General features: G+C 68.6%; 21 protein-coding genes. 5 read left to right on the top strand and 16 right to left on the bottom strand.

The window, feature by feature from the left end:
* The 9 genes from rpsC to ACFXKA_RS02180 form a co-directional block, all read right to left on the bottom strand.
* Nucleotides 1-807 carry a 30S ribosomal protein S3 gene (rpsC, locus tag ACFXKA_RS02220; RefSeq protein ID WP_354830580.1) on the bottom strand — a complete coding sequence of 269 codons (807 nt, stop codon included), beginning with the start codon at nt 805-807 and terminating at the stop codon, nt 1-3.
* A complete protein-coding gene (gene rplV / locus ACFXKA_RS02215; RefSeq protein ID WP_040855202.1) occupies nt 808-1,209 on the bottom strand; it encodes a 50S ribosomal protein L22 in 402 nt (133 codons plus the stop codon).
* Nucleotides 1,206-1,487 (bottom strand): 30S ribosomal protein S19, encoded by a 282-nt coding sequence (gene rpsS, locus ACFXKA_RS02210; RefSeq protein ID WP_019931198.1) that lies wholly within the window; start codon nt 1,485-1,487, stop codon nt 1,206-1,208. The genes rplV and rpsS overlap by 4 nt, the downstream gene beginning before the upstream one ends.
* 14 nt (nt 1,488-1,501) lie before the next feature.
* A complete protein-coding gene (rplB, locus tag ACFXKA_RS02205) occupies nt 1,502-2,332 on the bottom strand; it encodes a 50S ribosomal protein L2 (protein ID WP_354830583.1) in 831 nt (276 codons plus the stop codon).
* 33 nt (nt 2,333-2,365) lie between these two features.
* Nucleotides 2,366-2,671, bottom strand: coding sequence for a 50S ribosomal protein L23 (gene rplW / locus ACFXKA_RS02200; protein WP_014981657.1), 306 nt, complete (start codon nt 2,669-2,671; stop codon nt 2,366-2,368).
* The gene (rplD, locus tag ACFXKA_RS02195; RefSeq protein WP_354830586.1) at nt 2,668-3,339 is read right to left on the bottom strand and encodes a 50S ribosomal protein L4; all 672 of its coding nucleotides are present in this window, start codon (nt 3,337-3,339) and stop codon (nt 2,668-2,670) included. Before rplD ends, rplW begins: the two co-directional genes overlap by 4 nt.
* The gene (gene rplC / locus ACFXKA_RS02190) at nt 3,336-4,001 is read right to left on the bottom strand and encodes a 50S ribosomal protein L3 (protein ID WP_354830589.1); all 666 of its coding nucleotides are present in this window, start codon (nt 3,999-4,001) and stop codon (nt 3,336-3,338) included. The genes rplD and rplC overlap by 4 nt, the downstream gene beginning before the upstream one ends.
* Nucleotides 4,002-4,015: 14 nt before the next feature.
* Nucleotides 4,016-4,321: a 30S ribosomal protein S10 gene (rpsJ, locus tag ACFXKA_RS02185; protein WP_003938093.1), complete on the bottom strand. Its 306-nt coding sequence runs from the start codon at nt 4,319-4,321 to the stop codon at nt 4,016-4,018.
* A gap of 494 nt (nt 4,322-4,815) precedes the next feature.
* Nucleotides 4,816-5,247 carry a hypothetical protein gene (locus ACFXKA_RS02180; protein WP_379425470.1) on the bottom strand — a complete coding sequence of 144 codons (432 nt, stop codon included), beginning with the start codon at nt 5,245-5,247 and terminating at the stop codon, nt 4,816-4,818.
* Nucleotides 5,248-5,459: 212 nt separating this feature from the next.
* Here ACFXKA_RS02180 and ACFXKA_RS02175 point away from each other — a divergent pair, with 212 nt between their 5' ends.
* Both ACFXKA_RS02175 and ACFXKA_RS02170 read left to right on the top strand, forming a co-directional pair.
* Nucleotides 5,460-5,936, top strand: coding sequence for a hotdog fold domain-containing protein (locus ACFXKA_RS02175; RefSeq protein WP_354830622.1), 477 nt, complete (start codon nt 5,460-5,462; stop codon nt 5,934-5,936).
* A 73-nt stretch (nt 5,937-6,009) separates the two neighbouring features.
* A complete protein-coding gene (locus ACFXKA_RS02170; RefSeq protein WP_379425468.1) occupies nt 6,010-6,555 on the top strand; it encodes a hypothetical protein in 546 nt (181 codons plus the stop codon).
* 79 nt (nt 6,556-6,634) lie between these two features.
* Here the strand turns inward: ACFXKA_RS02170 and ACFXKA_RS02165 are convergent, their stop codons facing one another.
* Nucleotides 6,635-6,958: a hypothetical protein gene (locus ACFXKA_RS02165; RefSeq protein ID WP_379425467.1), complete on the bottom strand. Its 324-nt coding sequence runs from the start codon at nt 6,956-6,958 to the stop codon at nt 6,635-6,637.
* Nucleotides 6,959-7,130: 172 nt separating this feature from the next.
* Here ACFXKA_RS02165 and ACFXKA_RS02160 point away from each other — a divergent pair, with 172 nt between their 5' ends.
* Nucleotides 7,131-8,381 (top strand): lycopene cyclase family protein, encoded by a 1,251-nt coding sequence (locus ACFXKA_RS02160; RefSeq protein ID WP_379425466.1) that lies wholly within the window; start codon nt 7,131-7,133, stop codon nt 8,379-8,381.
* Nucleotides 8,382-8,384: 3 nt separating this feature from the next.
* On the opposite strand, the gene ACFXKA_RS02155 is transcribed toward ACFXKA_RS02160, so the two are convergent.
* The 4 genes from ACFXKA_RS02155 to ACFXKA_RS02140 all read right to left on the bottom strand — a co-directional run bounded on the left by ACFXKA_RS02155 (nt 8,385) and on the right by ACFXKA_RS02140 (nt 12,208).
* Nucleotides 8,385-9,413, bottom strand: coding sequence for an SDR family oxidoreductase (locus ACFXKA_RS02155; RefSeq protein WP_379425465.1), 1,029 nt, complete (start codon nt 9,411-9,413; stop codon nt 8,385-8,387).
* Nucleotides 9,414-9,483: 70 nt separating this feature from the next.
* Nucleotides 9,484-10,371 (bottom strand): ABC transporter permease, encoded by an 888-nt coding sequence (locus ACFXKA_RS02150; RefSeq protein WP_354830634.1) that lies wholly within the window; start codon nt 10,369-10,371, stop codon nt 9,484-9,486.
* Between the two features lie 8 nt (nt 10,372-10,379).
* Nucleotides 10,380-11,189 carry an ABC transporter permease gene (locus ACFXKA_RS02145; protein ID WP_354830636.1) on the bottom strand — a complete coding sequence of 270 codons (810 nt, stop codon included), beginning with the start codon at nt 11,187-11,189 and terminating at the stop codon, nt 10,380-10,382.
* On the bottom strand, nt 11,186-12,208 hold the full coding sequence (locus ACFXKA_RS02140; RefSeq protein WP_354830637.1) for an ATP-binding cassette domain-containing protein: 1,023 nt from the start codon (nt 12,206-12,208) through the stop codon (nt 11,186-11,188). Before ACFXKA_RS02140 ends, ACFXKA_RS02145 begins: the two co-directional genes overlap by 4 nt.
* 332 nt (nt 12,209-12,540) lie before the next feature.
* Between ACFXKA_RS02140 and ACFXKA_RS02135 the strand changes: the two genes are divergently transcribed.
* Nucleotides 12,541-14,022: an aldehyde dehydrogenase family protein gene (locus ACFXKA_RS02135; RefSeq protein ID WP_354830638.1), complete on the top strand. Its 1,482-nt coding sequence runs from the start codon at nt 12,541-12,543 to the stop codon at nt 14,020-14,022.
* Nucleotides 14,023-14,069: 47 nt separating this feature from the next.
* On the opposite strand, the gene ACFXKA_RS02130 is transcribed toward ACFXKA_RS02135, so the two are convergent.
* Nucleotides 14,070-15,320, bottom strand: a complete 1,251-nt coding sequence (locus ACFXKA_RS02130) for a TetR/AcrR family transcriptional regulator (protein ID WP_354830639.1) — start codon at nt 15,318-15,320, stop codon at nt 14,070-14,072.
* 129 nt (nt 15,321-15,449) lie between these two features.
* On the opposite strand from ACFXKA_RS02130, the gene ACFXKA_RS02125 reads away from it, so the two are divergent.
* Nucleotides 15,450-16,244 (top strand): enoyl-CoA hydratase-related protein, encoded by a 795-nt coding sequence (locus ACFXKA_RS02125; RefSeq protein WP_379425462.1) that lies wholly within the window; start codon nt 15,450-15,452, stop codon nt 16,242-16,244.
* A 9-nt stretch (nt 16,245-16,253) separates the two neighbouring features.
* Here the strand turns inward: ACFXKA_RS02125 and ACFXKA_RS02120 are convergent, their stop codons facing one another.
* The gene (locus ACFXKA_RS02120; protein WP_379425461.1) at nt 16,254-17,504 is read right to left on the bottom strand and encodes an Nramp family divalent metal transporter; all 1,251 of its coding nucleotides are present in this window, start codon (nt 17,502-17,504) and stop codon (nt 16,254-16,256) included.
* Nucleotides 17,505-17,629: the final 125 nt, after the last annotated feature.

The raw sequence follows: 17,629 nt of genomic DNA, 5'->3' as shown, positions 1-17,629 counted from the left end.
TCAGCCCTCCTGGTTCTCTGCCGGAGCCTCCGCGACAGCAGTCGCGGCACGCCCGGCCTCAGTGCTGGTCGCGGTGGTGCCCTGGGCACCGCTGCGACGGGGACGGCTCGGACGCTCGCGACGCGGGCGGTCGTCACGCTCGCGGCCGGACGGGGCCACCGCGGTGACCTCACGCTTGCCGCCGACGATGTCGCCCTTGTAGATCCAGACCTTCACGCCGATGCGGCCGAAGGTGGTCTTCGCCTCGTACAGGCCGTAGTCGATGTCGGCGCGCAGCGTGTGCAGCGGCACCCGACCCTCACGGTAGAACTCCGAGCGCGACATTTCCGCGCCGCCGAGACGGCCGGAGCACTGCACACGGATGCCCTTGACGTTCGGCGAACGCATGGCCGACTGGATGGCCTTGCGCATCGCGCGACGGAACGCCACACGGTTCGAGAGCTGCTCGGCCACACCCTGAGCAACCAGCTGCGCATCCGACTCGGGGTTCTTGACCTCGAGGATGTTCAGCTGAACCTGCTTCTTGGTGAGCTTCTCCAGCTCGGCGCGAATGCGGTCGGCCTCGGCGCCACGACGGCCGATCACGATGCCCGGGCGCGCGGTGTGGATGTCCACACGCACGCGGTCACGGGTGCGCTCGATCTCGACCTTCGAGATGCCGGCCCGCTCCATGCCGGTGGCGAGGAGCTTGCGGATCGCGACGTCTTCCTTCACGTAGTCCGCGTACTGCTTGTCCGCGTACCAACGCGACTTCCAGTCGGTGGTGATACCGAGGCGGAAGCCATGGGGATTGATCTTCTGTCCCATTTACTTTGCCCCTCCCTTCCGGCGGCTACGAGTGGCAGCGCCGGCGGTGGGCACGCTCTCGACCTCGATGGTGATGTGGCTGGTGCGCTTGCGGATCCGGAACGCGCGGCCCTGGGCACGCGGCTGGAAACGCTTCATGGTCGCGCCCTCGTCGACGTACGCGGTCGAGATGACCAGCGTGGCCGGGTTCAGGCCGAGGTTGTTCTCCGCATTGGCGGCGGCCGAGGCCACCACCTTGGCGACCGGCTCGCTCGCGGCCTGCGGCGCGAACTTCAGGATGTTCAGCGCATCCTCGACACGGCGGCCACGGACCAGGTCCACGACTCGGCGGGCCTTCATCGGCGTCACGCGAACGTGCTTGGCGGTCGCGCGCGCGGTCGGGTTCTGAGTTTCAGTGCTCATCGCCGCTTGCTCTTCCGATCTTCCTTGACGTGGCTCTTGAACGTGCGAGTCGGCGCGAATTCACCGAGCTTGTGTCCAACCATGTTCTCGGACACGAACACCGGCACGTGCTTGCGGCCGTCGTGGACCGAGAACGTGTGGCCGATGAAATCCGGGATGATGGTGGAACGACGCGACCAGGTCTTGATGACCTGCTTCGTGCCCTTCTCGTTCTGGACGTCCACCTTCTTGAGGAGGTGTTCGTCGACGAACGGGCCCTTCTTCAGGCTGCGTGGCATGTCTAACCTCCTCCTTAACGCTTCTTGCCGCGGCGGCGGACGATGAGCTTGTCGCTGGGACGGTTGGGCTTACGGGTGCGGCCCTCGGGCTTGCCCCACGGGGAGACCGGGTGGCGACCACCGGAGGTCTTACCCTCACCACCACCGTGCGGGTGGTCGACCGGGTTCATGACCACACCACGGACGGTCGGGCGAACGCCCTTCCACCGCATACGGCCGGCCTTACCCCAGTTGATGTTCGACTGCTCGGCGTTGCCGACCTCGCCGATGGTGGCGCGGCAGCGCACGTCGACGCGACGGATCTCACCGGAGGGCATACGCAGGACGGCGTAGGCGCCTTCCTTACCCAGCAGCTGGATGGACATGCCCGCGGCACGAGCCAGCTTGGCGCCGCCGCCCGGACGCAGCTCCACCGCGTGAACGGTGGTACCGGTCGGGATGGAGCGCAGCGGCAGGTTGTTGCCCGGCTTGATGTCCGCGCCGGCACCCGACTCGATCTTCGTGCCCTGGGCGATGCCCTTGGGCGCGATGATGTAGCGCTTCTCGCCGTCGGCGAAGTGCAGCAGCGCGATGTTGGCGGTGCGGTTGGGGTCGTACTCGATGTGCGCGACCTTGGCCGGGATGCCGTCCTTGTCCAGTCGACGGAAGTCGATCAGACGGTAGGCGCGCTTGTGGCCGCCACCCTTGTGACGAGTGGTGATGCGGCCCTGCGCGTTACGGCCACCGGTCTTGGTGAGCGGACGCAGCAGCGACTTCTCGGGGGTCGAGCGGGTGATCTCGGCGAAGTCCGAGACCGAGGCACCGCGGCGGCCCGGGGTTGTCGGCTTGTACTTACGGATTGCCATGAGTTCTTCTCTACTTTCTGGAGCTCCAGCCGCTTACGCGACCGGGCCTCCGAAGATCTCGATGGGCTTGCTGTCGGCCGAGATGGTCACGAGCGCGCGCTTGGTGTCCTTGCGCTTGCCGTAACCGAAGCGGGTCCGCTTGCGCTTGCCCTGACGGTTGGCGGTGTTGACGCTCGTGACCTTCACACCGAAAACCTTCTCAACGGCGATCTTGATCTGCGTCTTGTTCGAGTCCGGGTGCACCAGGAAGGTGTAGGTGCCTTCTTCGATCAGTCCGTAGGACTTCTCGGAGATCACCGGCGCGAGCAGGATGTCGCGGGGATCGGCGATGGTGGTCACTTGCTCTCCTCCTGTGCAGCTTCGGCGGGGCCGTGCACGAAGGCGTTGAGCGCCTCGACCGAGAACACGATTTCGTCGCTCTTGAGAACGTCGTAGGTGTTCAGCTGGTCCGGGGCGATCGGGTGCACGCCCTGCAGGTTCGCCACGCTCTTCCACGCGGTGACATCTTCACGGCCGACGACGACCAGGATGTTCTTCCGGTCCGACAGCTCGGCGAGGAAGGACTTGGCCGACTTGGTCGACGGGGTCTGTCCCGCAACCAGTTCGGTGATCACGTGGATGCGCTCGTTGCGAGCCCGGTCCGACAGAGCGCCACGCAGCGCGGCGACCTTCATCTTCTTGGGCAGGCGCTGGGTGTAGTCACGCGGCTGCGGGCCGTGGACGGTGCCACCGCCGGCGAACTGCGGCGCACGGGTCGAACCCTGGCGCGCACGGCCGGTGCCCTTCTGGCGGTACGGCTTCTTGCCACCACCGCGGACCATGCCGCGGGTCTTGGTGGCGTGCGTGCCCTGGCGAGCCGCGGCCTGCTGGGCCACGACGACCTGGTGCATCAGCGCGATGTTCGCGGTCACGTCGAAGATCTCCGCGGGGAGCTCGACGGTGCCCTCGGTCTTGCCGCCAGCGGCCTTGACCGTGAGCGTCAGGTTGGTCTTGGTCTCGGTGCTCATGCCCGGGCACCACCCTTCACTGCACTCTTGACGATCACGACGCCGCCGGTGCGGCCCGGGATCGCGCCCTTGATCAGCAGCAGACCGTTCTCGGCATCCACCTTGTGGACCGAGAGGTTCTGCGTGGTGACGCGGTCGTTACCCATCCGGCCGGACATGCGCATGCCCTTGAACACGCGGCCCGGGGTGGAGCAACCACCGATGGAACCCGGACGACGGTGCACGGCCTGCGCACCGTGCGAGGCACCCTGGCCACGGAAGCCGTGGCGCTTCATGGTGCCCGCGAAGCCCTTGCCCTTGGAGGTGCCGGTCACGTCGACGTAGGAGCCCGCCTCGAAGACATCGGCGTTGATCTCCTGGCCGACCTCGAAGGCCGACGCGTCGGCGACGCGCAGCTCGGCGATGTGGCGGCGGGGGGTGACACCGGCCTTGGAGAACTGGCCGGAGACCGGCTTGTTCACCTTGCGCGGGTCGATCGCGCCGTAGGCGACCTGGACGGCGGAGTAGCCGTCGCGCTCCACGGTGCGGATCTGGGTAACGACGTTCGGGCCCGCCTTGACGACGGTCACGGGAACGACGCGGTTCTTCTCGTCGAAGACCTGGGTCATGCCGAGCTTGGTGCCCAGGATGCCCGCGGCCGGACGGCTCTTGTTGTCAGTCATATTCGAAGTCCCCGTCACTGAATGTTGACGTCGACGCTGGCCGGCAGGTCGATACGCATCAGGGCGTCAACCGTCTTCGGCGTCGGGTCGAGGATGTCGATCAGCCGCTTGTGCGTACGCATCTCGAAGTGCTCGCGCGAGTCCTTGTACTTGTGCGGCGAACGGATGACGCAGTACACGTTCTTCTCGGTGGGCAACGGCACCGGGCCGACGACGCGGGCACCGGTACGGGTCACCGTCTCGACGATCTTGCGCGCAGACGCGTCGATCGCCTCATGGTCGTAGGCCTTGAGCCTGATGCGGATCTTCTGTCCCGCCACGCTGAGTGTCCTTTTCTCCGCTTACGTTGTGGTCCAAGAGCTTTCACTCTCACACCACCCTCATTTGCACAGCCCGAACACACGAAGACGCATCAGCCACCACACGACCGGCCACCTGGGCCCGATCCATCGCCGCTGTTCATCTGTCATGGTTCATCCGGTCCACGCGGTCGGGCGTGTCGCTCCGCCGCCCATTCCTCAGCCCGGACCAAAATCCTGTAAGCCTCGGAACATTGTTCCGGACGCACCCACGCCGCAATCCAGCGGGGTGCAAAATTGGGTCTTGCTCACCCACGACCAGCGCCGATCCAACGGAAAAGACGCAACCCGGTGTGGGCAACCCGAACAGTATGCCTCGAGTCCCCAGCCCACTTCAAATCGCCCCCTCCCCCACCCGGACTCGATGGCCCTGGTCACACCGGGTCGAGCCGCCCGGCCCGGAGAGCGCGATGGCCGGTGCGGAACTCAGCTCCCGCACCGGCTATTTTCACACCTCAGCGGTCGCGGAGGTCCTGGAGGTAGTAGTCCCAGCCGCCGAGGTCCTCGACCAAGACGAAGTTGCCGCCATGATGCACGGCGGGGTCGACCAGGGCCATGCTGATCTGCCCGCCGGGAGTGTCCGCGGCCTCGCCGACGATCTGGGTCAGATTGCCGTACACCTTCCCGTCGATGAACGGGATATCCGAGAAGTACGGGTCGACGGCGACCCGGTTGTGGGCCATGTTGATCTGGTCGATCGCCGCCGGGATCCAGGTGTTGGACAGGGCCACGGTCTCGTCGTGGTTGAGGTCCACGGCCACGTAGATGCCGTTACCCGGATTGATGTACGGCGTGAAGGCCGCGGCCGAGCCGGCGGATGCGGTGGTGGCGAGGGCCGCCCCCCCGAGTGCGATGCCAACGGTGGCCATCGCGGTGCGAATACGCATGATTTCTAGAACTCCCGATTTCCCCGATAGCCGACCCGTGTGGCGTCGGCTCCCAGCCGCACCTCCGGCGCGGCCAATCCAGATAACAAGCAACCAGTTGGTTTCGCGCGGCGAGGCAACCCACCTACCGATTCGATGACCTATTCGCGAGAGTCCGAGAGCTGGACCGGAGGGACGCCGCCACAGAACTTACTTTCGAGTAAGATATCGGCATGGCCAAAGAAACCGCTACGTATCGCGGGTGGAAGAAGCTTCCCGACAATCGGATCGGGCACACGTTGTTCTCGCTCGGGATGGTGGCGCGGGTGCCGTATTTCGGGACCGTGCTGCCGAGCGTGGTGCGGCTGGAACCAGGGCTGTGCGAGGTGACCGCACCCAAGTGGTTCGGGATTCACAATCATCTGGGGACGTTCCACGCGATCGCGGCGTGCAACCTGGCCGAGGTGGCGATGGGCATGCTGTCGGAGGCGACGGTGCCGGAGACGCATCGGTGGATCCCCAAGGCGATGAACGTGCAGTATCTGGCGAAGGCGAACTCGGGACTGCGGGCGGTCGCGAAGTTGCCGGAGGTTCCGGATTTCTCGCAGATCACCGAGGGGCGGGATCTGGTGGTGCCGGTGTCGATCTTCGACCGGGCGGGCCTGGAAGTCGTGCACGCCGACATCACCACCTGGGTGACGCCGAAGTAGTCACACCCGACTGGAAGTGACTCACCAGCCGACGCCGAGGAACCTCACAGCCACCATCAATAGCGTTGCGGCCATGACAGATTCAATTCCCGCCGCAGACAGTTCCCACTCGCTTCCGGGACGACGCCGGCACGGTCGTGTCACCCTCTCCGTGGCCGGTGCGGCGCTGGCCCTGGCGGCCACGCTGGGTCTGGCCGCCTGCGGGTCCAGCGATCACAACTCCGCGGGCGACGGCAATCAGCAGCAGGAACCCGGCGGACGCCACGGCGACGGCCAGGGCGGTCAGGGCGGCAGGGGCGTCGGCGGCAAGATCACCAGCGAGGGGTCCGGATCCTGGGTGATCACCAAGCAGGACGGCAGCACCGAGACCGTGAACATCTCCTCCACCACGGAATTCGGCACCAGGGCGAAGAGCGAGACCGCCGCGCAGTTCGCGGTCGGCGATCAGATCATGGTGCAGGGGCAGGAATCCGACGGCGCCATTGCCGCGACCCGCATCGCTCACGCCCGCGAGCAGGCCAATATGAATGGGACGCCGCCGAATTCGCCCGGCGCCACCCCGCCGGCCGCACCCGGCGGTACCCCGCCCGCGGCGCCGTCGTCGACGCCGGCCAAGTGAGCCGTTCCGTCACACCGAGCCTTCGATGGTAGGCAAGTCCGTTGTGCCGCAATGGACTTGCCGCCCCTCCCCAGTTCTTTCATTGACCGACCGGGGTACTCATCAGCATGACCAGGGCCGCGAAACCCAGCCCGATCGGCACCATCGCCAGCACGATCCGCACCGCCCACGGCGCCCAGTAGGCGACGACCCATTGCGCGGTCACCGCGAGCAGCCCGAACAGCAGCAGCTGCTGCGCGTCGTCGAGGTGGCCGAAGGTTTTCGGGCAGGAGTCGCGGCCGTTGCACGAGTCGGTGGCGAACCCGCTGAGCACGAAGAGCGCGAAGTAGACGGGCAGGCCGAACCCGAACAGCACCGAGGACGCGGTCGGCGGCACCCACCAGTACCGCTTGCCGGTGTTCATTCCGCCGCTCCCCCACCACGTCGCATCCGCCGGTCGCCCACGGCCCGCACGATAGCAAGCGGCAATGACCGCCGAAGGGTGGCGCGCGGCGAGGATTCGGCCGTACAGCGCGCGGGGGTGCGAAGTCGGAGTCGACCTGGCGGGGCCTGGACGCGACTGTTTGAATGCGGGTATGAGTGGCCGTGAGGTCGGCGGGGCGGCCGACGTGTGCGTGGTGGGGCTCGGTCCCACAGGGCGGGCGCTGGCGCATCGCGCCATGGTGGCGGGGATGCGGGTGGTCGCGGTGGATCCGCGGCCGGCACGGCTGTGGGCGCCGACGTTCTCGTGCTGGGTGGACGAGCTGCCGGAGTGGCTGGGGCACGGCGCGATTGCCAGCCGCATCGAGGCGCCCGCGGTGTGGACCACCACCGAGCATCGGATTCCCCGGCCCTACTGCGTGCTGTCCAAGCAGGGCCTGTTCGACGCGCTGCCGCTGGACGACGCGACGGTCATCGCGGGCCGCGCGCGCACGGTGGAGGCGCACCGGGTGGAGCTGGCCGACGGTACCGAGGTGCGCGCCGCCACCGTGTTCGACACCCGCGGCCAGGCCGCGCCGGGGGCCCGGCGCACCGCCAGCGCGCACGGCATCTTCGTGGACGAGGACACCGCGGCCCCGATGGTGACCGCCGGCGAGGGCCTGCTGCTGGACTGGCGCGACGAGAACGGCGCGGGCCCGGACGAGCCGCCGTCGTTCCTGTACTCGGTGCCGCTCGGCGACGGCACGGTGATCTTCGAGGAGACCAGCCTGGGCCTGCGCGGCGGCATGCCGCAGCACGAGCTGCGGCGGCGCACCCTGAATCGGCTGGCGGCGCACGGGATTCGGCTGCGCGGCGACGAGCCGACCGAGGCCGCCCACTATCCGCTCGACGAGCTGCCCCCGAAAGCCGGTCGCGGCCGGGTGATTCCGTTCGGCTCGCGCGGCGGCATGATGCATCCGATCACCGGTTACTGCGTGGCGGATTCGCTGGCGCTGGTGGACACCGCCCTGGCCGCGGTGCGCCGCGGCGACGATCCGGTCGAGGCGCTGTGGCCGTGGCAGGCGCGCCTGGTCTATTGGATGCGCATGCGGGGCGTGTACGGCCTGGGCCGGCTGACGACCGCGCAGTCCATCGCCATGTTCGACGCGTTCTTCACCCGCCCGCCCCGGCAGCAGCGCGCGTTGCTGTCGGCACACGCCGACTACTCGGCGCTGGGCACGGCGCTGTTCATGACGGTCGGCACCACCCGGCCGTTCCGCTGGCGCTACGACCTGGTCGGCTGGCGGAACCGGAACCGCTGGGTGGGTTGGGATTACGGCCGCCCACGCCCCCTGGACGACCTGCTGCTGCCCCGGGAGGAGCTGCGACCCGGGGAAACCGCGCAGAAGCACACCGGTCCGCGGTAGGGCTCAGACCCAGTTCTCGATCCAGTACTTCCAGACGATCGCGGCGTAGGCGGCCAGTGGCGGCACCTTGATATCGGTGCCGGCGAGCGCGGCCGCGGTGCGGCGGGAGTCGAAGCGGCAGGACAGTTCGGTGTCCTCGATGACGTCCATGGGGATGCCGACCTGGCGCAACACCCAGCCCATGCCGGGCACGCGCAGGGTGAGGTCGAGGGTCTGCTTGGGCATCACCTGGATGAGATGCGGCGCCCCGGCCTCGTCGGCGAAGAGGTTGAACACGTCGGCGACGCTCTGCTCGCGCGGATCCACCAGGTGGTAGGTGGCGGGTGTGTCGCCGGGCCGGTGCGCGATGTGGTCGAGGGCGCGGGCCACGAAATCGACCGGCACCAGATTGGTTTCGCCGAGTTCGGGCGCGACCACGGGCAGGATGCGGGGCAGCTGCGCGGCCATGCGCAGCAGCCGGAAGAAGTAGTAGGGGCCGTCGATGCGGTCGATCTCGCCGGTGCGTGAATGGCCGATCACGATGGCGGGCCGGTAGATCCGCCACGGCACCGCGGTCTGCTCACGCACGTCCTGTTCGGCCCGCAGCATGGCCCGCTGGGAGGGGGTGGGGAGCAGCTGCCCGACGTCGGTCATGTCCTCGGTGAACAGGCCCTCCCAGGCTCCCGCGACACGCACCGTCGAAACATGGTGCAGCCGTCCGGCTTCCAGCGCCGCCGCGAGTTCGGCGACCCGCCGGGTGCCGCCGCCCGCGCCGCGGGTGTCGAAGCCGGCGGCCAGGTGGAAGACGTGGTCGATCGAACCACGGTGCGCCGCAATCCAGCCCGTGTCGATGCCGAGCCCGGGCGCGCCGAGGTCGCCGCGCACCGGGCGCACCCGGTCGGCGGCGCCCCAGTCGCGCAGGCAGCGGTTGAAACGCAGCACGGAGTCTTCGCCCGGGCGCACCAGGACGTGGACGTCCGCGCCGCGTTTCAGGAGTTCGGGAAGCAGAAATCGACCGATGAACCCAGTTGCCCCGGTAACCAGGTAAGTCATGGCGCCCACCTTAACGTGACGCGCGCCACTCCAACTCCGGTGCGGCCCCGGGGAAACGGGTCGGGCGTGTCTAGGCTCCGGTCTCCGCCGCCCGCCGGTACCCACGGATCGCGGGGTAGGCGCACACCACGATCATGCCGACCGACCACGCCACGGTTTTCCACAGCGGGGTCGCGATCGGCCCGTCGTAGGACAGTCCGCGCATGGCGTCGATGGCGGTGCTCATGGGCTGGTTCTCGACCGTCTTCTGCAGCCAGACCGGGTAGGCGAACACCGGCACGAAGCCGGAGTTGAAGAACATCAGCAGGGTGTTGACGATGCCGATCAGCGAGACCAGCAGCACCCCCTCGGTGAGCGTGGCCAGCGCCGTCACCAGCACCGCGAACCCGATGGCGAACAGGATCGGAATGCCCAGCATGGCAATCGAAGCCGCGGGCCCGTACCAGAACCGGAAGCCGATGCACACGCCCACGGCGAGCACGAACAGCGAGGTGATGAGCACCCGCAGCGCCTCGGCCAGCAGCCGCCCGGTGAGCCCGGCCGCGCGATGGACGGGCATGGTGTAGAACCGCCCGAGCAGTCCGGTGGCCTTCTCGGTCTTGAAGCCGAGCGCGCTCACCACCGAACCGGACATGGCGGCGACCAGCATGACCATCGGCACGGTGCCGTAGATGCTGGGCATGCCGGTGGCCTGGGTGATGGAGTCGCCCAGCACGATCCGGAACATGATCAGCGTGGCCGCCGGGTAGACGAGGGTCTGAATGGTGGTCGCGGGATCGCGCATCCAGCCGATGAGCAGGCGCTTGCACTGAATCAGGCTCTGTTCCAGCCAGATCGAGAGCGCGCGCTCCGACCGCGGTTTCACCACGGGCAGCGGCTGATGTCCCGCCCACGATTCCACGTCGACCGCCGAATCCTTTTCGACCACCGAATCCTGTTCGTCCACTTGGGCCGTCATCGCACTGCTCATGATCGCCTCACACTCGCCCAGATCGCCATCGGCGTGAAGACGACCGCGAGGCCGCCCAGCCACACCAGCGGCACCCACAACACCTGCCAGGTCACCCCGTGCTCGGCCATGTCGCGCAGCGCGAAGGAGAACTGCGAGATGGGCTGATTGCGCACGAACGGCCGTACCCAGGCGGGGAAGCCGGACTCGGGCACGAAGCCGCAGGACAGCATGCCGAAGATGAGGGTCGGCAGGGTCAGGGCCTGGCTCAGTGATTCCGGGCTCTTGGTCAGTGACCCGAGCCCGTCGGCGCCGATGGCCAGGATGGTGCCGACGGCGAGGGAGAACACGCAGAACAGTACGGCCTGTCCCCAGCCGGCGACGAATCGGAAGCCGATCAGGTGGCCCCAGCCGAGTGCCGCGATGAGCGAGACCACCGAGCGCACCAGGCCCGCGGACAGCCGGGACAGCAGCGGCACCAGCTTGCCGATGGGCATGGTCTGCATGCGGGTGTTGAGCCCGGTCATGGCCTCGAACGCGGCCAGCTGCGCGTTCGACATCATGGTGAAGGACATGGTCTGCAGCACGATGATCGGCATGACGAACTGCGCGTAGTGGATGCCGCGGACCTGCATGACGTACTTCAGCGGCAGGTAGAAGCCGAGGGTGAACACCAGCGGCACGATCACCGCGACGGCGAGTTCGCCCTTGGTGGCCATCACCCAGACGACGCGTCCGGTGAGCGCGCGCCACTGGGCGAAACTGCTGGGCCGGGCGGGTGGCACGCCGGCGAACAGGTCGGCGGCGTCGGCCGCGGGGGCACTCATGCCACGCCCGCGGTGTCGGCCGTGTCGGCGGCGGCCTCGTGGCTGCCGGAGTGCCCGGTGAGCGAGAGGAAGACGTCGTCGAGGGAGGGCCGCCGCAGTCCGATGTCGGCGAGCTTGACGCCGACGGCGTCGAGCCGGCGCAGGGCCTCCGACAGGGTGGCCGCACCGTTCGGGGCGGGAATCGAAAGCCGGTCGCCGCCATCCATATCCGCGCGGACCGCGTCGGGCACCAGATCGCCGAGCGCGTCGGCGACGGTGGTCAGCTGGGTCGGGTCCAGCGGCACGACCTCGCAGTAGCTGCCGCCGGTCTTCTCCTTGAGAGCGTCGGCCGTGCCCTCGGCGATGACCGTGCCTTTGTCGATCACGATGATGTTGTCGCTGAGCACGTCGGCCTCTTCGAGGTACTGCGTGGTCAGCAGGACGGTGATGCCCTGGTTCTTGAGGGCGGTGACGAGATCCCAGACGCCCTGGCGGCTGCGCGGATCCAGGCCGGTGGTGGGTTCGTCGAGGAACACCACCTCGGGCCGGACCACCAGGCCGCAGGCGATGTCGACGCGGCGGCGCATGCCGCCGGAGTAGTGGCGCACCGCGCGGCGGCCCGCGCCGGTGAGGTCGAATTCCTCGAGCAGGTTGTCGGCGCGCTGCCGGGCGGCCTTGCGCGGCAGGCCCATCAGGCGGCCGAAGAGCTCGAGGTTCTCGCGGCCGGAGAGGTTCTCGTCGAGGGCCGCGTACTGGCCGGTCATCATGATCGATCGGCGCACCGCGGCGGGGTCCGAGCGCACGTCGTGCCCGGCGATGCGGGCGATGCCGGAGTCGGGGCGCAGCAGGGTGGACAGGATCTTGACCGTGGTGGTCTTGCCCGCCCCGTTGGGGCCGAGAATGCCGAGGACCTGTCCGCGGGCGGCGGTGAAGCTGATCCCCTGCAGCGCGTGCACCTCGCCGAAGGACTTACGGACGTCTTCGACGAAAACGGCCGGATCATCGGGTGCTCCGGGTTGCGGTCTGTCCAAGCTGGGCATCAACTCTCCACTATCGACTGGTCGGGCTGAACGATGTCGCCCCGTGCGGCGGGTCCCCACATCCCGCGGGGACGAGTCGTTACCGCCCGCCGGGATGATCCACACCGCCGGGCGTGATGTTACCGGCGCATCCCAAACAAGGCCGTTTCTTTGCCGAAGCAGCCTTCTCCAAACTGTGTGCTTGGTCACAAACTGGAGGGCTCCGGCATAGCTGCTGATCCAGGCGCAGACCGGCCGGTATGCGGCAATTTCGCTACCTTGTCGCATCTGCGACTCGAACCATAGTCTGGCGTTGGCGGGGAGAGACATTCACAGGCCACGAGAGGTTGACCATGGCCGAGTCGGCGCAGCCGGCAACAGGGCGCGCCGGTGCGCGCCGATCCAAGGTGCTGACGTCCTTCGACCCACGGACCGGGGAGGTGGTCGGCGAATACGCCAGCATGGGCGCGGGCGAGCTCACCCGGACCGTCCGCTCGGCACGCAGTGCCGAACAATGGTGGGCGGCACTGGGATTCGCCGCGCGCAAACGCTGGCTGCTGGACTGGAAACGCAGCCTGGCCCGCGGCACCCGCGATCTGGTCGAGCTGATCAGCAGCGAGACCGGCAAGCCGCGCATCGACGCGGCCATCGAGGTGACGCTGGCCGTGGAACATCTGGATTGGGTTGCGCGGCATGCGGAGAAGACGCTGGGCCGCACCACCCGGCTGGGCGCCGCACTGCGCCGCGAGGCGGCCGGCACCGTCGGCTACCTGCCGCTGGGCGTGGTCGGCGTACTCGGCCCCTGGCAGAATCCCGTTCTGACACCGATGAATTCGATCGCCGGCGCGATGGCGTCGGGCAATGCGGTCGTGTTCAAACCCAGTGAGCTGACCCCCGGCGTGGGCGCCTGGCTGGCCGACACCTGGAACCATCTGGCCCCGAATCAGCCTGTGCTGCAGGTGGTCACCGGTGACAGCGGCACCGCCGCCGCCCTGTGCCGCGCCCGCGTGGACAAGCTGGCCTACGCCGGATCCGGCGCGGGGGCCCGGGAGGTGGCCATGCTGGCCGCGCAGGCGTCCACTCCCCTGCTCGTCGAGCAGGGCGGACGCGGGTCGATGGTGGTCCAGGTCGACGCCAAGCTCGATACCGCCGCGGCGGCCGCGGTGTACGGCGCCATGGCCAATTCCGGTCAGCAGCCCGCGGGCGTGCAGTGCGTGTACGTGGCCGACTCGGTGTACGAACCGTTCCTGGAACTGGTGGCCGATCAGGCCCGGCGGCTGCGCCCCGGCGCGGATCGCCGCGCCTCCTACGGGCCGATGATCCTGGACGCCCAGATCGATGTGGTGCGCCGCCAGGTGCGCGACGCCGTCACCCGGGGCGCGCGGCTGGTGGTCGGGAGCCTGGAGTCGATCCGCGAACCGTATATCGAGCCGATCGTGCTCACCGAGGTGCCCGAGGTGAGCACCGCGGTCACCGGGGACGCGGTCGGGCCGGTGCTGGTGGTGAATCGGGTGGCCACCATGGACGAGGCCGCCGATCGGGTGAATGCCGCCGAAAGGCCGCGCGCCGTCTCGGTTTTCACGCGTGACACCCGCAGCGTCCCGGAGTTCGCGGCCCGGCTGCGCAGCGAGCTCATCACGGTCAACGCGGCCCCGGTCTACGGGGTCAACGGGCCGGGCCGCATTCGCGATCCGCGCACGCTGCGGGAATTCGCACGGCCGCAGACGATCACCGAGAAGCATCCGCCGGACCAGATCACCTCGGGCACCTTCGAGAAGCATCCGCGCCGTCTGCGGGTGGCCCGCGCGCTGTTCCGGATGCGGCACCGGGTCTGACGGTGGAAGTGGCTGCCGCCGGAGACTATTCGGCGGTGCGCCGAAGGCTATTCGGCGGCGGGCACGCCCAGCAGCACGGCGCGCATGAGCGCGCTCACCCGGGCCAGGTTCTCGGGTCGCCCGTCGAAGCGGATGCGCCGGCCCACATCGATGACCTGGGCGATGGCCGCGTGTACCCGGAAGCGCGCCTCGACCTGGTCGCCCTCGAGCAGGTTGGCCCATTCGAGCACGTTCTGCCGCTGCACCGAGCGCAGCCGATGCTGTTCGGAGGCGGGCAGATTCGAGAATTCGGAGAAGTAGACCGGCAGGATCTCGGGCATGGCGAAGGTCATGCGGGAGAACCGGTCGGCGATCCGCACGGCCGCGTCGGCGCGGCTGGTGGCCTCGGCCAGCGCCTCGTTGTTGCCGATGGCGACCCGTTCGCCGGTGCGGTGGAAGGCGGCGGCCAGCAGGTCGGCTTTGCTGGCGAAGTAGCGGTAGACGCTGGAGGCGTTGATGCCGGCGGCGGCGCCGATCTCCTCGATGCTGGCCTCGTGGTAGCCCTGCCGTCCGAAGATGCGGATGGCCTCGGTGAGCAGCTGCTCGCGCTTGGAGATGACGGGCAGGCCGCGCACCAGCGGGTCGCCGGTGGCCGGGGCGGGCGCGGGCGGCAGGTCGCAGCGCAGCAGGTCCCAGCAGATCTCGGTGATCAGGTTGACCAGGCGGGTGGTGGACAGCGCGGTGCGGTGCGCGGTGATGGAGCCGATGGCGCTCAGTACCGCGGCCGCGCGCAGCTCGATGTCGGCGGTGTCCGCGTCGGGGTACAGCTCGGCGATCGCGGCGGCCAGGGTGGCGCGCAGTTCGTTGTAGATGACGCGGATGCGGTCGCGGTCGGCGCGTTCCAGGTAACGGCGCTCCCACCGGTACAGCCCGCCCTCGCGGCGCACGTCGATGGTGTACTCGGCGATGCCGCGGATCAGCGCGGTGAGTCGCGGTTCCGCTTCCAGCTCGGGATGGTCGGCGGCCTTGGCGGCGTCCAGCAATTGCTGTGCGCCCATTTCCGCGGCGGCCACCAGCAGCGCGTATTTATTCGTGAAGTGGCGGTACAGCGCCGGACCGGAGATGCCGACCTCGGCCGCGATCTCGTCCACGCCGACCGGGTGGTAGCCGCGTTCGGCGAACGCCCGGGCCGCTACCCGCACGATTTGGGCCTTGCGGTTCTTGGGGCGGCGGCGGGGACCGGATTCGCTGTCGGATGGCCCGGAGTTACTGTCCGGTCGCGCGGAAGCGAGGGTGGCCTCGCTGCGATCGGCGACCATACAGTTTCTCCTTCTCGACGAACACCGGCTGTTGACAGTGCCGGACGAACCCCCCTAAGTTAACCACAATTCGCAAAGCCGAACACAGTCTGCGGCATTGCCGCCGCATATATATCTGGGGAGTGCCCGATGACGGACATCGCGACCACGCCGGGGTACACAGCGGTTCAGGACGGGCGGGTACTGCGCATCACCATCACCAATCCCAAGCGTAAGAACGCGCTCAGCTACGACACCATGGCCGGTTTGGGCGACACCGTGCTCGCGGCTGCGCAGGATCCCGCCGTGCGGGTCATCGTACTGACCGGAGCGGGCGGCGACTTCTGCACCGGCGCGGATCTGGCCGCCGCACCGGGCGAGAAGGAACGCGGCATCACGCCCGAGATGACGATGGACGTGGCCAACCGGATGATCAGAGCGATCGTCGACTCCCCCGTTCCGGTCGTCGCCCGGGTCAAGGGCGCGGCGGCCGGGGTGGGCGTGGCCTTCGCGCTGGCCGCCGATCTGGCCTACGCGTCCGAGGACGCCTACCTGTTGCTGGCCTTCATCAATATCGGCCTGATGCCCGACGGCGGTGCGGCGGCCCTGGTGGCGGCCGCGGCCGGTCGCCCGCTCGCCGCGGAGATGGCACTGCTCGGCGAGCGGCTCCCGGCGCGAAAGGCCGTGGAGCACAGCGTGATCGCGGGCGTGTACGGCGACGAGGAGCTCGACGCCAAGGTGGAGGCCGCCGTCGCCAAGCTCGCGCACGGCCCGCGCCGCGCCCTGGAGCTCACCAAGCGCGCCCTCAACGCGGCGGCGCTGACCTCGCTCGACGCCGCCCTGGCCGCCGAGAAGGCCGGCCAGTGCGAACTGCTCGGCTCGGCCGATTTCGCCGAGGGCGCGGCCGCCATGCTGCAGAAGCGCCGGGCGGTCTTCGCCGAATAGCGCGGCGCGTCAGCCCTTTCCGGCGACGGTCAGGTAGATCAGCACCACGTTCAGGGCGGTGATGACCGCGGCCACCAGCCAGGCCAGACCGGTGGTGACGCGGTGGTTGACGTTCGCGCCCATGAGCGCGACATCGCTGGTGAGGCGCACCAGCGGGATGAGCGCGAACGGAATGCCGAACGACAGCACCACCTGCGAAATGATCAGGGCGCGAGTGGGATCGACGCCCAGCGCGAGCACCACCAGGGCGGGAATCAGCGTGATCACGCGGCGCACGGCCAGGGGAATGTGCCGGTCCAGCAGGCCCTGCATGATCATGGCCCCCGCATAGGCCCCTACCGACGTGGACGCCAGGCCCGAGGCGAGCAGGCCGACCGCGAGCAACAGCCCGGCCGCCGGTCCGAGCACCTGCTGAACCGCGGCGTGTGCGCCCTCGATGGTGTCCACCCCGTCGCGGCCGCGCAGCGTGCCGGCCGCCATCAGCAGCATGGCCAGGTTCACCGTGCCCGCCAGCAGCATGGCCAGGCCGACGTCGTACCGGGTGACGCGCAGCAACCGGTTTCGTGAGGCGCCCACCTCCGGATGCCCGTGCCGGTCACGGGCCATGCCGGAGTGCAGGTAGACCACGTGCGGCATGACGGTCGCACCGATCATGGCCGCGGCCAGCAGCACGCTGCCGGAGCCGTCGAAGCGGGGCACCAGGCCGCCCACCGTTTCCGAGGCCGATGGCGGCGAGAACACCAGGGAGGCAAGGAATCCGATCGCGATGATGCCGAGCAGGCCGATGATGACGCGCTCGAAGGGCTGCTGCCCGCGGAGATTCTGGATCAGCAGCAGGATCATCGACACGATGCCGGTGATGATGCCGCCGATCATGAGCGGCAGTCCGAACAGCAGGTTCAGTGCGATCGCCCCGCCCACCACCTCGGCGAGATCGGTGGCCACCGCCACGGTCTCGGCCTGCGCCCAGTACGCGAGCCGCACCGGACGGCCGGACTTCTCCCGCACCACTTCCGGCAGCGACTTGCCCGTCACCAGACCGAGTTTCGCCGACAGGAACTGGACCAGCCCGGCCATCACATTGGCCATGACCACCACCCACACCAGCAGGTAGCCGTATTGCGCGCCGGCGCTGATATTGGAGGCGACATTGCCCGGATCGACGTACGCGATGGCGGCGACGAAGGCCGGGCCGAGTAGCACCGCGGCCGACCGCGCTCGCTGGAACGGGCTGCGCTGATAGGCCAGGCTGGTACTCACACACCGAGTTTACGGGTACCCGAACTTTTTGTTTAGCCCTTCCTACCAAGCTGTGACCACAGCCATAACGCGCAACAGCCCGGCACCTTGCCGGTGCCGGGCTGTCTTGCGTTGTCCGCGTGGAC

Source organism: Nocardia sp. NPDC059228 (assembly GCF_042754245.1).
Classification (GTDB): domain Bacteria; phylum Actinomycetota; class Actinomycetes; order Mycobacteriales; family Mycobacteriaceae; genus Nocardia.
This window is presented reverse-complemented; position numbering and strand designations above follow the sequence as displayed.

Excerpts from the sequence above, each read along its gene's own strand:
- rpsC (WP_354830580.1), bottom strand. The coding sequence starts at position 807 with ATGGGACAGAAGATCAATCCCCATGGCTTCCGCCTCGGTATCACCACC.
- rplV (WP_040855202.1), bottom strand. The coding sequence starts at position 1,209 with ATGAGCACTGAAACTCAGAACCCGACCGCGCGCGCGACCGCCAAGCAC.
- rpsS (WP_019931198.1), bottom strand. The coding sequence starts at position 1,487 with ATGCCACGCAGCCTGAAGAAGGGCCCGTTCGTCGACGAACACCTCCTC.
- rplB (WP_354830583.1), bottom strand. The coding sequence starts at position 2,332 with ATGGCAATCCGTAAGTACAAGCCGACAACCCCGGGCCGCCGCGGTGCC.
- rplD (WP_354830586.1), bottom strand. The coding sequence starts at position 3,339 with ATGAGCACCGAGACCAAGACCAACCTGACGCTCACGGTCAAGGCCGCT.
- rplC (WP_354830589.1), bottom strand. The coding sequence starts at position 4,001 with ATGACTGACAACAAGAGCCGTCCGGCCGCGGGCATCCTGGGCACCAAG.
- ACFXKA_RS02180 (WP_379425470.1), bottom strand. The coding sequence starts at position 5,247 with ATGCGTATTCGCACCGCGATGGCCACCGTTGGCATCGCACTCGGGGGG.
- ACFXKA_RS02175 (WP_354830622.1), top strand. The coding sequence starts at position 5,460 with ATGGCCAAAGAAACCGCTACGTATCGCGGGTGGAAGAAGCTTCCCGAC.
- ACFXKA_RS02170 (WP_379425468.1), top strand. The coding sequence starts at position 6,010 with ATGACAGATTCAATTCCCGCCGCAGACAGTTCCCACTCGCTTCCGGGA.
- ACFXKA_RS02165 (WP_379425467.1), bottom strand. The coding sequence starts at position 6,958 with ATGAACACCGGCAAGCGGTACTGGTGGGTGCCGCCGACCGCGTCCTCG.
- ACFXKA_RS02160 (WP_379425466.1), top strand. The coding sequence starts at position 7,131 with ATGAGTGGCCGTGAGGTCGGCGGGGCGGCCGACGTGTGCGTGGTGGGG.
- ACFXKA_RS02155 (WP_379425465.1), bottom strand. The coding sequence starts at position 9,413 with ATGACTTACCTGGTTACCGGGGCAACTGGGTTCATCGGTCGATTTCTG.
- ACFXKA_RS02150 (WP_354830634.1), bottom strand. The coding sequence starts at position 10,371 with ATGACGGCCCAAGTGGACGAACAGGATTCGGTGGTCGAAAAGGATTCG.
- ACFXKA_RS02145 (WP_354830636.1), bottom strand. The coding sequence starts at position 11,189 with ATGAGTGCCCCCGCGGCCGACGCCGCCGACCTGTTCGCCGGCGTGCCA.
- ACFXKA_RS02140 (WP_354830637.1), bottom strand. The coding sequence starts at position 12,208 with ATGCCCAGCTTGGACAGACCGCAACCCGGAGCACCCGATGATCCGGCC.
- ACFXKA_RS02135 (WP_354830638.1), top strand. The coding sequence starts at position 12,541 with ATGGCCGAGTCGGCGCAGCCGGCAACAGGGCGCGCCGGTGCGCGCCGA.
- ACFXKA_RS02130 (WP_354830639.1), bottom strand. The coding sequence starts at position 15,320 with ATGGTCGCCGATCGCAGCGAGGCCACCCTCGCTTCCGCGCGACCGGAC.
- ACFXKA_RS02125 (WP_379425462.1), top strand. The coding sequence starts at position 15,450 with ATGACGGACATCGCGACCACGCCGGGGTACACAGCGGTTCAGGACGGG.